This window comes from Bacteroides mucinivorans (assembly GCF_034654355.2).
Classification (GTDB): domain Bacteria; phylum Bacteroidota; class Bacteroidia; order Bacteroidales; family Bacteroidaceae; genus Bacteroides; species Bacteroides nordii.
In genome coordinates this window covers 2,847,884-2,861,344 of sequence record NZ_CP178179.1, presented here as the reverse complement: position 1 = coordinate 2,861,344, position 13,461 = coordinate 2,847,884, and the positions used below count along the sequence as shown (strand labels likewise).

Annotated in this window: 17 protein-coding genes; 14 read left to right on the top strand and 3 right to left on the bottom strand. The window is 54.5% G+C overall.

Going from position 1 to position 13,461, the window contains the following annotated elements; genetic code table 11:
* Positions 1-22: 22 nt before the first annotated feature.
* The 3 genes from mobB to VCM39_RS10700 all read right to left on the bottom strand — a co-directional run bounded on the left by mobB (position 23) and on the right by VCM39_RS10700 (position 2,223).
* Positions 23-1,270 (bottom strand): conjugal transfer protein MobB, encoded by a 1,248-nt coding sequence (mobB, locus tag VCM39_RS10710; RefSeq protein WP_004291483.1) that lies wholly within the window; start codon positions 1,268-1,270, stop codon positions 23-25.
* Positions 1,249-1,677 carry a conjugal transfer protein MobA gene (mobA, locus tag VCM39_RS10705; protein ID WP_004291488.1) on the bottom strand — a complete coding sequence of 143 codons (429 nt, stop codon included), beginning with the start codon at positions 1,675-1,677 and terminating at the stop codon, positions 1,249-1,251. Before mobA ends, mobB begins: the two co-directional genes overlap by 22 nt.
* 381 nt (positions 1,678-2,058) lie before the next feature.
* Positions 2,059-2,223, bottom strand: coding sequence for a hypothetical protein (locus VCM39_RS10700; protein WP_196029218.1), 165 nt, complete (start codon positions 2,221-2,223; stop codon positions 2,059-2,061).
* On the opposite strand from VCM39_RS10700, the gene VCM39_RS10695 reads away from it, so the two are divergent.
* The 14 genes from VCM39_RS10695 to traN all read left to right on the top strand — a co-directional run bounded on the left by VCM39_RS10695 (position 2,222) and on the right by traN (position 13,461).
* On the top strand, positions 2,222-3,148 hold the full coding sequence (locus VCM39_RS10695) for a ParA family protein (protein WP_005783105.1): 927 nt from the start codon (positions 2,222-2,224) through the stop codon (positions 3,146-3,148). The genes VCM39_RS10700 and VCM39_RS10695 overlap by 2 nt on opposite strands.
* Positions 3,149-3,150: 2 nt before the next feature.
* Entirely contained in the window at positions 3,151-3,591 is a 441-nt protein-coding gene (locus tag VCM39_RS10690) for a DUF3408 domain-containing protein (protein WP_004291503.1), read from the top strand.
* A 2-nt stretch (positions 3,592-3,593) separates the two neighbouring features.
* The gene (locus VCM39_RS10685) at positions 3,594-3,947 is read left to right on the top strand and encodes a DUF3408 domain-containing protein (protein WP_004291505.1); all 354 of its coding nucleotides are present in this window, start codon (positions 3,594-3,596) and stop codon (positions 3,945-3,947) included.
* 16 nt (positions 3,948-3,963) lie between these two features.
* A complete protein-coding gene (locus VCM39_RS10680) occupies positions 3,964-4,692 on the top strand; it encodes a hypothetical protein (RefSeq protein WP_004304280.1) in 729 nt (242 codons plus the stop codon).
* Between the two features lie 201 nt (positions 4,693-4,893).
* Complete coding sequence (locus VCM39_RS10675; protein ID WP_002560983.1) at positions 4,894-5,211, top strand: DUF4134 domain-containing protein; 318 nt, start codon at positions 4,894-4,896, stop codon at positions 5,209-5,211.
* 10 nt (positions 5,212-5,221) lie between these two features.
* Positions 5,222-5,554 (top strand): DUF4133 domain-containing protein, encoded by a 333-nt coding sequence (locus VCM39_RS10670; protein WP_004291514.1) that lies wholly within the window; start codon positions 5,222-5,224, stop codon positions 5,552-5,554.
* Entirely contained in the window at positions 5,551-8,055 is a 2,505-nt protein-coding gene (locus VCM39_RS10665; RefSeq protein WP_004291515.1) for a TraG family conjugative transposon ATPase, read from the top strand. Before VCM39_RS10670 ends, VCM39_RS10665 begins: the two co-directional genes overlap by 4 nt.
* A 40-nt stretch (positions 8,056-8,095) precedes the next feature.
* Positions 8,096-8,476: a DUF3876 domain-containing protein gene (locus tag VCM39_RS10660; protein WP_004291516.1), complete on the top strand. Its 381-nt coding sequence runs from the start codon at positions 8,096-8,098 to the stop codon at positions 8,474-8,476.
* 23 nt (positions 8,477-8,499) lie between these two features.
* On the top strand, positions 8,500-9,129 hold the full coding sequence (locus VCM39_RS10655) for a DUF4141 domain-containing protein (protein ID WP_004304283.1): 630 nt from the start codon (positions 8,500-8,502) through the stop codon (positions 9,127-9,129).
* Positions 9,130-9,132: 3 nt separating this feature from the next.
* Complete coding sequence (gene traJ / locus VCM39_RS10650; protein WP_004291518.1) at positions 9,133-10,137, top strand: conjugative transposon protein TraJ; 1,005 nt, start codon at positions 9,133-9,135, stop codon at positions 10,135-10,137.
* A 31-nt stretch (positions 10,138-10,168) separates the two neighbouring features.
* The gene (gene traK, locus VCM39_RS10645; protein WP_004291519.1) at positions 10,169-10,792 is read left to right on the top strand and encodes a conjugative transposon protein TraK; all 624 of its coding nucleotides are present in this window, start codon (positions 10,169-10,171) and stop codon (positions 10,790-10,792) included.
* A gap of 6 nt (positions 10,793-10,798) precedes the next feature.
* Positions 10,799-11,107 (top strand): TraL conjugative transposon family protein, encoded by a 309-nt coding sequence (locus VCM39_RS10640; protein WP_004291520.1) that lies wholly within the window; start codon positions 10,799-10,801, stop codon positions 11,105-11,107.
* A complete protein-coding gene (traM, locus tag VCM39_RS10635; RefSeq protein ID WP_004291521.1) occupies positions 11,088-12,440 on the top strand; it encodes a conjugative transposon protein TraM in 1,353 nt (450 codons plus the stop codon). Before VCM39_RS10640 ends, traM begins: the two co-directional genes overlap by 20 nt.
* 34 nt (positions 12,441-12,474) lie before the next feature.
* On the top strand, positions 12,475-13,461 hold the full coding sequence (traN, locus tag VCM39_RS10630; RefSeq protein ID WP_004291522.1) for a conjugative transposon protein TraN: 987 nt from the start codon (positions 12,475-12,477) through the stop codon (positions 13,459-13,461).

The window sequence follows — 13,461 nt, the reverse complement described above, 5'->3', positions numbered from 1 at the left end:
TTTTTAATTGTTGATACTCTGATTACATACCCAAGCCCTTGCGTTTTTTCTTCTTTTTGCGCTTCATCGCCCGGATGAAAGCCTCTTCCTCGGCATCTACCGCCGGACCTTCGGGAGTGAGCAAGCCCATACCGCCCGATATATCTTCACTGTCGTAGGCGGTCTGCCCGTGTGCCTTGTCCGCAGCATCCACAGGGATGGATAGCGGTATCGGCGGTTGTCCGGCGTATGGCAGGGTGAAGTGTTCCTGCAAGGCATTCGCCGAAAGCTCCTTACCCATGCGCGAACCGTTCAGCACGCATCCCGTGCGGTGGTCGATGAAGGTAGCCCCATAGATGCGCCCTTCCTCTGTGTAGCGCAGTACGGTGTCGATGCCCTTCTCTTTGAGTTGGGATACAAATTTGTCCTTGTCATAAGTGCCTTGCAGCACGGAAAGGACGGTGCGTTTCGTCATGTCTGCCAGTTTCCTATCCTTGATTTCCGATTTGGAACGGACAAACTTCTTCTGTACGGCTTCATAGCCTGCGGACTTCCCGAAAAGCGAGGATTTGAACGGGTTGCCCACCTTGTTACCCTTGTCGTCCGTGACGGAATAGACCAGCCCGTGATACTCCCGTCCGCGCACGTTGCCCCTCGCTTCCTCCACCGTCATATTATATAAGGAAAGGAGCGCACGGTATTCGCCCATCGTCTGGAAACGGTACTGCCCATTCAGAGCCTTCACGGTGTTGCCTACCTGCTTCTTCACATCACCTGCCGATGCGGCCACCTTGCGCAACGGATTATCCAATCTCTGATTTTTACGTTCTGCCGGATGCAATCCGTACTTCTGTTCCAGTTCCCTGCGGATACGGTCGCTGCGGCGGTAGAGAAAATCCCGGTTGAGCCTTTTCCCGTTCTCGTCCACGTTGACCGTCACGATGTGCAGGTGGTGGCGGTCGATGTCCTCGTGCTTGAATACAAGATAAGGCTGGTTTCCGAAACCGAGTTTTTCCAGATACTCGCGGGCGATATTCTGCAACTCAATATCGGTCAGCACATCCTCCGGGTGCGGGTTGAGAGAGATATGCACCACCGGCTTCTCGATCTTCATCTGCGGTGGCAGGAAGGTGAGAAAACCCTCCATCGCCTTGCCTATGTCCACCGTTCCCGAACCGTCATTGTAGATGCGGTTGGTGGTGAGAAGCCGCCCCTGCGCCTCGTTAATCTTCTCCCCGTTGTAGGCAATCGCGCCGTACAACGAACTTCCTACACTGATTTTTGCGACCATTTTGCCTCCATTTCCCTTGAAAGTTCCACAATCCGGCGGCTCAGTTTCACGAGTTCGACGGTGTGTTGCTCTAATTTGTAGAGCAACGCCATCGCCTTTTTCTCTGAAAAATGCAGCCTCAGTTCCTTCACGACTTGGTTGTAATTCGTACCCACGGCACGGAATTGTGCATGAAAATCCGACAGTTTGGTGTAATAGTCCACCAACGTCTTGTCCACCTTCAGCACCTTGAACGGTTGCCCGAAGAAGTGCGCTTTGAGGAAAACAGACCGTGCATAGACACCCGATTTTCCGAACATGGCGAGGAAACGGTTGTGTTCCTCCTCGTTGAAACGGACGGTGTACCGGTACACCGCCGGATCAAGTTTGGGATTTCTCCCTGATTTGCTTTTCCTTTTCTCTTTCATATTACTTTGGATTTAGCGGATTGACGGCATAAGCCGCCGCTTCGGATTACAGCACCGCAGTTCTGAAAGGCTTCCCGACTTCGGAGGGAAAGCCCGCCCCCTGCAAGGGCAAGTGCTTTTCGTGGCTGCTCAAAATATTTTGAGCGGCTGAAAAGACATCTTGCTATGTTCAGGTGAACATAAAAATCCGTCAGGGGACGGATTGGGAAAATACCTTTCAGGACTCCGGGCCGCGCGTCATCGGCGAACCCTGCTGTCCGGGTGCAAAGTTACGCCCTTAAAGCGGTATCGGACAGATGCTTGACCCGGTCAATGACTGCCAACCGGCGCAACGTGCCGCCACTTGCCGGAGAAGTGATACAGGTTCCAAAATATACTTGTTTATTTGCAGCATGATTCAAGAAACGAACGATTTGAAGATATGATAAACGGAACATTCAAATACCCGGAAATCCGCTTCTTCGGATACTTGCCGAAACGGATACCCGAACCGTCGGAAACCCGGTTCTCCGACAATTCGGTGACGTATGGATTCAATGACTTCATGACGCAATGTCGTCAATCACCATTTGTCCGACGCACCGCTTCACCACAGAACCGGATACGCGACGACCCGCCTGCGTGTGTAGTCACGGAAGCGGATGGTGCGACAGCCAAATCCGTATGGAAACAGAAAAACAAATCATCAACAATTAAAATAAATGGAACTATGAGTAAGGAAATCTTCGTTGCATTCGCAACACAGAAAGGTGGCATCGGCAAATCCACTGTCACGGCACTTGCCGCCAGCTACCTGCACAACGTGAAAGGCTACAATGTCGCCGTCGTGGACTGCGACGACCCGCAGCACAGCATCCACGGGCTGCGCGAACACGAAATGGGGCTTATCGACAGCAGCACCTACTTCAAGGCTCTCGCTTGCGACCATTTCCGCCGGATCAAAAAGAACGCCTACACCATCGTCAAAAGCAATGCGGTGAACGCCCTCGACGATGCCGAGAGGATGATTGCCACTGAGGACGTGAAACCCGACGTGGTGTTCTTCGACATGCCCGGCACACTCCGAAGCAACGGCGTGATAAAGACGCTCTCGCAGATGGACTACATTTTCACTCCGCTGAGTGCCGACCGCTTTGTCGTGGAGAGTACCCTGAAATTCGTCACGATGTTCCGCGACAGGCTGATGACTACCGGACAGGCGAAAACAAAGGGGCTGCATCTGTTCTGGACGATGGTGGACGGCAGGGAGAGGAACGACTTGTACGGCATCTACGAGGAAGTGATAGCCGAAATGGGCTTTCCGGTACTTTCCACCCGCTTGCCCGACAGCAAGAAGTTCCGCCGTGACCTTTCGGAAGAGCGCAAGAGCGTTTTCCGCTCCACCATCTTCCCGATGGACACGGCACTGCTGAAAGGGAGTGGCATCCGGGAGTTTTCCGAAGAGATAAGCGACATCATCAGACCGCAGTGAGCATGGGCAGCAGGAAAGTGAACACGGAAGGCATCGACGAGGAACTGCTGTTAGCCTCCATCGGGCGGCGCACACAGGACGGGACACTGCGCCCCGCACAGGAAGTACCCGCAGCTGCACCGACCGAAGAGGACACCGCCGCACCGGAACCATCTCCTGTGCAACCCGTAACACGGGAAAAAGCGCAGAGGGAAAGTGGACGCCGGAAAAGGCAGGACGAGGACTACAACGAGCTATTCCTGCGCCGCAACGAGATAAAGACCCGCCAATGTGTCTATATCAGCCGTGACGTCCACGGCAAGATCCTCAGAATCGTGAACGACATCGCCGGAGGGGAAATCTCAGTAGGCGGATATGTGGATACCGTGCTGCGCCAGCATCTGGAACAGCACAAAGAGAGAATCAACGAACTGTACAAGAAACAACGTGAAGATCTGATTTGAAAATGGAAAAAGAAATGACACCGAATGAAAAAAGACCACAGCAAGACTGCGGAGGTATGTTTACCCAAGTGCAGGCGAGTGTGGAAATACTGTCGCCTGTCCCGGTAAGCGGCAAATGCAGTGAGAAGGACTATGAACGCCTGTTCATCCGCGACCCGGAAGTAAAGGCACGTGAGGGGAAGATGGCGTATGTGCGCCCGGAGTACCACGAGCGTATCATGCGTATCACCCGTGTAATCGGGCATGACCGGCTTACGCTGTCCGCTTACATCGACCATGTGCTGACGCACCACTTCAACCAGTGCGAAGATGCGATAAAGAGCCTTTATGCCCGAAATTACAATTCAGTATTCTAACCAAAAACGGAAGGATATGAATTACACAATCAGCATGACAGACATTCTGCTGGCGGTATCGGTCGGCTGCAACCTCTGGTTCCTGTTCCTGCTCCTTTACGAGCGCATCATGGACACGCGGATTGTCCGCTTCTTCAAGGGCATTGTCGGATTATGGCGGTCACTGGACGGGAATGAGGCTAAACGCATAGCGGCACACGAGGAAGTCCCTGCGGAAAAGGCGGACATCATCGGCAAGAGCCGTTTCAGGATGGCATCCACCCGGACAACCGCTGCCATACCGACGCAAGAAGCCGCCACTATTGAAAAAGGCATTGAGCTGTCGGAGGAAGAGGCTACTTTTGACGACGGAAAAACGGGAAACGCATCCCGCCCGGCACAAGTCCCGGAGGAAAAACTCGATGAGACCTTCACGAGCATACCGCCGGAGGAACTGGGATACGGGGACGACGAACCGGAAGAGGACGCCTCGGACACGCCACGGGCTTCGGGCAGCAGCTTTGACGAGATTGACGACGCCTGCAAGACCGCCAAAAACCCGGACGCGACACAGGCGGAACGTGAAAAGGCGGCTAAGGTGTTCACCGACATGGAGGGCACGGAGTTGTACGAGAAAATGATGGAAGGCTCTTCGGAGATAGGCATCCGCATCAAGGGGCTTATCGAGATTCGGCTGAAGAAATCTGAAAAGGAGTTCGTCGTGCCGGACAACATCGAGGAGTTCGACATTCGCAACTATGTATGACAACAATAAAAGAAATGAACATGAAAGAATGACATCAACCCACGCGGCGAGGAAACGCAAGGCGCATCCCCATCCGCAACGGACACGCCCACGTCCGTGGAAACAAACGGGCATCCACTAAAACCAAAGTAAAGAAACAAAGTATCAACCGCCCGACAAAGGACCATCCACCCTTTTGACGGCAAAAAACAAGAACAGTTTATGAACAAGAACATCTTGAAAAACAGAAAAGCAATCCTCTCCGCGGCACTTGTCATCGCCGCAACCGCCTCCGCTTTCGCGCAGGGAAACGGCATCGCGGGCATCAACGAAGCCACCTCTATGGTGAGTTCTTATTTCGACCCCGGAACTAAACTGATATACGCCATCGGTGCAGTCGTCGGGCTTATCGGGGGCGTAAAAGTGTACGGCAAGTTTTCATCGGGCGACCCCGACACCAGCAAGACAGCCGCCTCGTGGTTCGGCGCGTGCATCTTCCTGATTGTTGCCGCCACCATCCTGCGCTCATTCTTCCTTTAATAAATAATGTATGGCTGAATACCCAATCAACAAGGGTATCGGCCGTCCGGTAGAGTTCAAGGGCTTGAAGGCACAGTACCTCTTCATCTTCTGCGGAGGTCTGCTGGCTCTCTTCGTCCTGTTCGTCATCCTCTACATGGTCGGTATCGACCAGTGGATATGTATCGGCTTCGGCGCGGCATCGTCCTCCCTCCTTGTATGGCAGACCTTCGCGCTGAACGCCCGGTACGGTGAACACGGGCTGATGAAATTAGGAGCGGCACGGAGCCATCCCCGATACCTTATCAACCGGCGGCGGATAACCCGTCTGTTCAAACGACAACGAAAGGAAGAAAGACAATGAGGAATACATCGAAAATGACAACACTGGAAAACAGGTTCCCACTTTTAGCGGTGGAGCATGGCTGCATCATCTCAAAGGACGCCGACATCACGGTGGCTTTCGAGGTGGAACTACCGGAACTTTACACCGTGACGGGTGCGGAGTACGAGGCGATACACAGTTGCTGGTGCAAGGCTATCAAGGTGCTGCCGGACTACTCCGTCGTCCACAAACAGGACTGGTTCATCAAGGAACGCTACAAACCGGAGCTTCAGAAGGACGACATGAGCTTTTTAAGCCGCTCTTTCGAGCGTCACTTCAACGAGCGTCCGTACCTGAAACACACCTGCTACCTCTACCTGACCAAGACAACAAAGGAGCGTAACCGGATGCAGAGCAATTTCAGCACGCTGTGCCGGGGACATATCATCCCGAAGGAGCTGGACAGGGAAACCACGACCAAGTTCTTGGAAGCCTGCGAACAGTTCGAGCGCATCATGAACGACAGCGGGCTTGTCAGGCTGCGCCGCCTCTCCACCGATGAGATTGTGGGTACTGAGGGAAAGACGGGACTTATTGAACGCTACTTCTCGCTCATGCCGGAAGGTGACACCACCTTGCAGGACATCGAGCTTTCGGCAAGGGAGATGCGCATCGGCGACAACCGCCTGTGTCTGCACACCCTCTCCGACGCGGAAGACCTGCCGGGCAAGGTGGCTACCGACACCCGTTACGAGAAGCTCTCCACCGACCGGAGTGACTGCCGACTGTCATTCGCCTCCCCGGTGGGGCTTCTGCTCTCCTGCAACCATATCTACAACCAGTATGTGCTGATAGACAACAGTGAGGAAACCTTGCAGAAGTTCGAGAAGTCCGCCCGTAACATGCAGTCGCTATCTCGCTATTCAAGGAGCAACAGCATCAACCGCGAGTGGATAGACCAATACCTGAACGAAGCCCATTCCTACGGACTGACCTCGGTACGGGCACACTTCAACGTCATGGCGTGGAGCGACGATGCGGAGGAACTGAAGCATATCAAGAACGACGTGGGCAGCCAGTTGGCAAGCATGGAATGCGTGCCGCGCCACAACACCATCGACTGCCCGACACTCTACTGGGCGGCGATACCCGGCAATGCGGCGGACTTCCCGGCGGAAGAGAGTTTCCACACCTTCATCGAACAGGCGGTGTGCCTGTTCACAGAGGAAACCAACTACCGCAGCTCGCTCTCGCCCTTCGGCATCAAGATGGTGGACAGGCTCACGGGAAAACCGCTGCACCTTGACATCTCCGACCTGCCCATGAAGCGAGGTATCACGACCAACCGCAACAAGTTCGTGCTGGGTCCTTCGGGCAGCGGCAAGTCTTTCTTCATGAACCACCTCGTGCGCCAATATTATGAGCAAGGCGCACATGTGGTATTGGTGGACACGGGAAACTCCTATCAGGGCTTGTGCGGCATGATCCGACGCAAGACAGGCGGAGCGGACGGTGTGTATTTCACCTACACGGAAGATAAGCCCATCAGCTTCAACCCGTTCTACACCGACGATTACATCTTCGACGTGGAGAAGAAGGACAGCATCAAGACCCTGTTGCTGACGCTCTGGAAGTCGGAGGACGACAAGGTGACAAAGACGGAGAGCGGCGAGCTGGGCAGTGCCGTGAGTGCCTATATTGAGCGCATCCAATCCGACCGTAGCATCGTGCCGTCGTTCAACACCTTCTACGAGTATATGCGTGACGACTACCGCAAGGAACTGGCACAGCGTGACATCAAGGTGGAGAAGTCCGACTTCAACATCGACAACATGCTCACCACCATGCGGCAGTATTACCGGGGCGGGCGTTACGATTTCCTGCTCAACTCCACGGAGAACATCGACCTGCTCGGCAAGCGGTTCATCGTCTTCGAGATAGATTCGATTAAAGAAAACCGCGAACTGTTCCCCGTCGTGACCATCATCATCATGGAAGCCTTCATCAACAAGATGCGGCGGCTGAAAGGCGTGCGGAAACAGCTTATCGTGGAAGAGGCTTGGAAGGCCCTCTCATCGGCGAACATGGCTGAATATCTGCGCTATATGTATAAGACGGTCAGAAAATATTACGGCGAGGCAATCGTGGTGACGCAGGAGGTGGACGACATTATCAGTTCTCCGGTGGTCAAAGAGAGCATTATCAACAACTCGGATTGTAAAATCCTGCTTGACCAAAGGAAATATATGAACAAGTTCGACCAGATACAGGCGTTGCTCGGACTGACGGAAAAGGAGAAGTCGCAGATACTCTCCATCAACATGGCGAACAACCCTTCACGGCTCTACAAGGAGGTGTGGATAGGCTTGGGCGGCACGCAGTCGGCGGTCTATGCCACGGAGGTCAGCGCGGAAGAGTATCTGGCGTACACCACCGAGGAAACGGAAAAAGTGGAGGTTTACCGTCTGGCGGAGAAGCTGGGCGACGACATCGAAGCCGCCATCCGGCAGCTTGCCGAAAGGCGGAGAAACAAGGAATAACTAAAAAACAGAATGTATCAACCAAAAAAGAAAAACGCGTATGAATTTACCAAAAGTGAAAATGCTGCAAGTCAGCAAGTGCCTTATCGGATTGGCGGTCATGATGCTGCAATCCTGCGACGTGGCCGACAACCGCCGCGACATGCTGTGCGGGAACTGGGAGAGCGTGGAGGGAAAACCTGACGTGCTTATCTACAAGGAGGGCGAAGCCTACAAAGTGACGGTGTTCCGTCGTAGCGGTCTGCGCCGCAAGCTCAAGCCGGAAACCTATCTCTTGCAGGAGGAGAACGGCAACCTGTTCATGAACACCGGCTTCCGCATCGACGTGTCCTACAACGAGGCCACGGATGTGCTGACTTTCTCGCCAAACGGGGACTATGTGCGGGTGAAGCCGCAGCCGGGACATCCGACCGAAGAATAACAACCACTAAAATCCAAAGTAACATGAGAACAAGAATAACAATGATTATCTGCCTGTGCCTGCTTTTCGCGGGCAGGGCAAGCGCACAGTGGGTCGTAAGCGATCCGGGCAATCTAGCGCAGGGCATCATCAATGCCTCCAAAAACATCATCCATACCTCCAAGACCGCCACGAACATGGTGAGCAACTTTCAGGAGACGGTGAAAATCTATCAGCAGGGCAAGAAGTATTACGATGCCCTCAAATCGGTGAACAATCTGGTCAAGGACGCCCGCAAGGTGCAGCAGACCATCCTGATGGTGGGCGACATCACAGACATCTATGTGAACAGTTTCCAACGGATGCTCCGTGACGGGAATTTCAGACCCGAAGAGCTTTCCGCAATCGCTTTCGGCTACACGAAACTGCTGGAGGAAAGCAACGAAGTGTTGACGGAACTCAGGAACGTGGTGAACATCACCACGCTCTCCATGACCGACAAGGAGCGCATGGACGTGGTGGAACGCTGCCACTCGAAGATGAAGCGTTACCGCAACCTCGTGAGCTACTACACGAACAAGAACATCTCCGTGAGTTACCTGCGTGCGAAAAAGAAGAACGACCTCGACCGCATCATGGGGCTGTACGGGAACATGAACGAAAGATACTGGTAGCCTATGAAGTTCGACAACCTTCATCAGATTTTACGTTCACTTTATGAGCAGATGATGCCGCTGTGTGGGGACATGGCTGGTGTGGCGAAAGGCATCGCCGGGCTGGGTGCGCTGTTCTACGTCGCCTACCGGGTATGGCAGTCGCTGGCGAGAGCTGAACCGATAGACGTATTCCCGATGCTCCGTCCTTTTGCCATCGGTCTGTGCATCATGTTCTTCCCGACTGTGGTGCTGGGCACGATAAACAGCATCCTCTCACCCGTCGTACAGGGCACGGCAAAGATGCTGGAGGCGGAAACGCTGGACATGAACCGATACCGGGAGCAGAAGGACAAACTGGAATACGAGGCGATGGTACGCAACCCCGAAACCGCCTACCTCGTGTCCAACGAGGAATTTGACAAGCAACTGGAGGAACTCGGCTGGTCGCCCTCCGACATGGTGACGATGGCGGGAATGTATATCGACCGGGGAATGTACAACATGAAGAAGAGCATCCGCGACTTCTTCCGCGAGATACTCGAACTGCTGTTCCAAGCCGCCGCCCTCGTGATAGACACCGTCCGCACCTTCTTTCTCGTGGTGCTGGCGATTCTCGGTCCGATAGCCTTCGCCCTGTCGGTATGGGACGGTTTCCAAAACACGCTCACGCAGTGGATATGCCGCTATATACAGGTCTATCTGTGGCTACCGGTATCGGACATGTTCAGCACCATACTGGCGAAGATACAGGTTCTGATGCTGCAAAACGACATCGAGCGGATGCAGGCAGACCCGAACTTCTCGCTGGATTCGAGCGACGGGGTGTATATCGTATTCCTCTGCATCGGCATCATCGGCTACTTTACCATTCCCACCGTTGCGGGCTGGATTATCCAAGCCGGAGGCATGGGCGGTTACGGTCGCAACGTGAACCAGATGGCGGGACGAGCCGGAAGCATGGCGGGCAGCGTGGCGGGTGCAGCCGCAGGAAACGCAGTCGGACGTGTCGGCAAATTGCTGAAATAATCAATGTGCAATCATAAATTGGAAAATATAAATGGAATTCAAATCACTTAGAAACATCGAATCGTCGTTCAGGCAGATACGCCTGTTCGGTATCGTCTTCCTCTCGCTGTGCGCCGTGGTGACGGTGTGGAGCGTGTGGAACTCCTACCGTTTCGCAGAGAAGCAACGGGAGAAAATCTATGTGCTGGACAACGGCAAGAGCCTGATGCTCGCCTTGTCTCAGGATTTGTCGCAGAACCGCCCGGCGGAGGCACGGGAACATGTGCGCCGTTTCCACGAGATGTTCTTCACGCTATCACCTGAAAAAAGCGCGATTGAACACAACGTGAAACGTGCCTTGCTGCTGGCGGACAAGAGCGTGTACCACTATTATTCGGACTTCGCGGAGAAGGGGTACTACAACCGCATCATCGCCGGGAACATCAACCAAGTGCTGAAGGTGGACAGCGTGGTGTGCGACTTCAACGCCTATCCCTACCGTGCCGTGACCTACGCCACACAGAAAATCATCCGGCAGAGCAACGTCACCGAGCGCAGCCTCGTGACCACCTGCCGCCTGCTGAACGCATCGCGGTCGGATGACAACCCGAACGGTTTTACCATCGAGGGTTTCACCATCATTGAGAACAAGGATTTACAGACTATCAAACGGTAACAGGACATGAAAAGTATCAGAAAATCAATGTGGGGCATGTATTGGAAACTCCACGACAAACGGAAACGCTTGGCGGCAAGTCTCAAAGGGTATCTGGACGGCTTGCCGCCGGAAACACGCCGCCGCATCGTGCTGGGGATGTTCGCCGCCTTCGCGGTGCTTGCCCTTTACACCTTCGGCAGAGCCGTCTATGACATCGGCAGGAACGACGGCTCACATATGGAAACGGGACACGCCGGACGGGTGGAACTGCCGACCCCGGCGGAAACAGGCAATCACTTAACACCTTATTTATATGGAACAGACAAAGAATGAACCGACGAAAGAGAACAAAGCTGCTCCCGAAACGGGGAAACCGAAAAAGGAGCGCGAACCGCTGACAGAGGCGCAACGGCTGAAACGGCAGAAGATGATCGTGCTGCCCGCTATGGTGTTGGTGTTCATCGGGGCGATGTGGCTGATATTCGCCCCGTCCTCCGGCAAGGAGCAACCGCCGGGAACGGACGGATACAACACCGAGATGCCCGACGCTGACAAGGCGAACCGGCAGATTATCGGCGACAAGCTGAAAGCCTACGAGCATGGGGAGATGGAAGAGCGTCAGGAGAGCCGCAACCGTGCCATCGGGCAGCTGGGCGACATGTTCGACCGCGAGATAGCGGGAACGGAGAACGGAGTGGACTTCGACCTCGCCAATCCGGGCGGCAAGGAAGAAAGGGCAAAGCCAGCCACGCCGCAGACCATCCAGTCCTCCGCAGCCGCCTACCGTGACCTGAACGCCACGCTCGGAAACTTCTACGACCAGCCGAAAAACGACAATGCGGAGATGGACGAATTGTTGGAGCGCATCGCATCGCTGGAGTCGGAACTGGAAAGCGAGAGGGGCAAGGCTTCCTCTATGGACGAGCAGGTGGCTCTTATGGAGAAGTCCTACGAGCTGGCGGCAAAGTACATGGGCGGTCAGAACGGAGGACAGCCATCGGCGGAACAGAGGGCAGAGCCAACTACCGTGCAGAAAGGGAAGAAGAACAAGGCAATGCCTATCAGACAGGTGGAGCATCAAGTAGTTTCTTCACTCTCACAGCCTATGAGTAACGCGGAGTTTGTCGCCGCCTTATCGCAGGAACGCAACCGGGGTTTCAACACGGCTGTCGGCACGGCGGAGGTATTGGACAGGAACACCATACCGGCGTGCGTGCATGGGGCGCAGAGCGTGACGGACGGGCAGACGGTAAGGCTGCGCCTGCTGGAGCCTATGGCGGTGGCAGGCAGGACAATACCCCGGGGTGCGGTGGTGGTCGGCACGGGCAAGATACAGGGTGAGCGGCTCGACATCGAGATTACCTCGCTGGAATACGACGGCACGATTATCCCCGTGGAGCTTGCGGTCTATGACACGGACGGACAGCCCGGCATCTTCATCCCGAACTCGATGGAGATGAACGCCGTCCGGGAGGTCGCCGCCAACATGGGCGGCTCGCTGGGAAGCAGCATCAACATCTCCACCAATGCCGGGGCGCAGCTCGCCTCCGACTTGGGCAAGGGGCTGATACAAGGCACGAGCCAGTACATCGCCAAAAAGATGCGAACCGTCAAGGTGCATCTGAAAGCCGGGTACAGGGTCATGCTTTACCAAGAAAAATATTGAAAACAATAAAAATTACCACTAAAATCCAAAAGTAATGAGAAAAGTAATCATCATGTTTGCCCTCGCTATGGGCATCATAACTGCCAACGCGCAGGAGAATGTAACCGTTGAAACGACCAACGGAAGTGAACAACCGACCTTGACGAAGGAGGTCTATCCGCAGAAGGAGGCGGACGGCGACCTATATCACGGGCTGTCACGCAAGCTGACCTTCGACCGCATGATACCGCCGCACGGTCTGGAAGTGACCTACGACAAGACCGTCCACGTCATTTTTCCGGCGGAGGTGCGCTATGTCGATTTAGGCTCGCCCGACCTGATTGCCGGGAAAGCCGACGGAGCGGAGAACATCATCCGTGTGAAGGCTACCGTAAGGAATTTTCCCAACGAAACGAATATGTCCGTCATCACGGAGGACGGCAGTTTCTACACCTTCAACGTGAAGTACGCCGCCGAACCGCTGTTGCTCAACGTGGAGATGTGCGACTTCATCCATGACGGCAGCACGGTGAACCGCCCGAACAACGCGCAGGAAATCTATCTGAAAGAGCTGGGCAGCGAAAGCCCGATGCTGGTGCGCCTTATCATGAAGTCCATCCACAAACAGAACAAGCGCGAGGTGAAGCATATCGGCTGCAAGCGTTTCGGCATCCAATACCTGTTGAAAGGCATCTACACGCACAACGGCTTGCTTTATTTCCACACGGAGATAAAGAACCAGAGCAACGTGCCTTTCGATGTGGACTACATCACTTGGAAAATCGTGGACAAGAAGGTTGCGAAGCGTACTGCCGTGCAGGAGCAGATTATTCTGCCGCTCCGCGCGCAGAACTACGCCACCCTCGTGCCGGGCAAAAAGAGCGAGCGCACGGTCTTCACGATGGCGAAGTTCACCATCCCCGATGACAAGTGCCTCGTGGTGGAATTGAACGAGAAGAACGGCGGCCGTCACCAGTCCTTCGTGATTGAGAACGAGGATTTGGTACGCGCGGGTACCATCAACGAACTTCAAGTACGCTGA